At 65.9% G+C, this 628-nt stretch carries 1 protein-coding gene; it reads right to left on the reverse strand.

What is annotated here, in order from left to right; all coding sequences use genetic code 11:
* The coding region (locus LL06_RS25920) for a VCBS domain-containing protein (RefSeq protein ID WP_035533934.1) at positions 1–628 on the reverse strand (628 nt) is incomplete at both ends.

Here is a 628-nt window from a genome sequence, read left to right on the forward strand (position 1 = left end):
ATCGTGAAGGTCTCGATCTTCGTCTCGTTGAGAGCCAGATACTCCACCGCCGAAGCCGCGACGGTGTAGTTCCAGCCGATCACGCCGCCCGTGCCGGTGGCGGTGGTGTCCGTGGTGACGTTGGCCGTGAGCGTGCCCAAAGCGCCATTCGAGGCCACGATACCCGGGAGGATCGTGTGGATGTCGAGAAGATCGACATCGGTGAAGGCGATCGTGCCGCTGTCGGTGAGGTTGCCCGCCGGCGTCACCTGTTCCGTGACCGCGCCGGTCACGTCTCCAGCCGCGACGACCGGCACGTCGTTGGTGCCGGTGATGGTGACGGAGATGGTGCGCTCGACCGTGCCGCCGCGGCCGTCGCTCAAGGTGATCGTGAAGGTCTCGACCTTGGTCTCGTTGAGAGCCAGATACTCCACGGCCGCTGCCGCGACGCTGTAGCTCCAGCTGATGACGCCGCCCGTGCCGGTGCCCGTGGTGTCCGTGGTGACGCTTGCGGTGAGTGTCCCCAAAGCGCCGTTCGAGCCGACGATGGCAGGGAGCACGGTGTGGACGTCGAGGAGATCGACGTCGGTAAAGGCGATGGTCCCGCTGTCGGTGAGATTGCCCGCCGGCGTCACCAGTTCGGTCACAC

The sequence above is a fragment of the Hoeflea sp. BAL378 genome (genome assembly GCF_000759435.1).
Classification (GTDB): Bacteria; Pseudomonadota; Alphaproteobacteria; order Rhizobiales; family Rhizobiaceae; genus Hoeflea.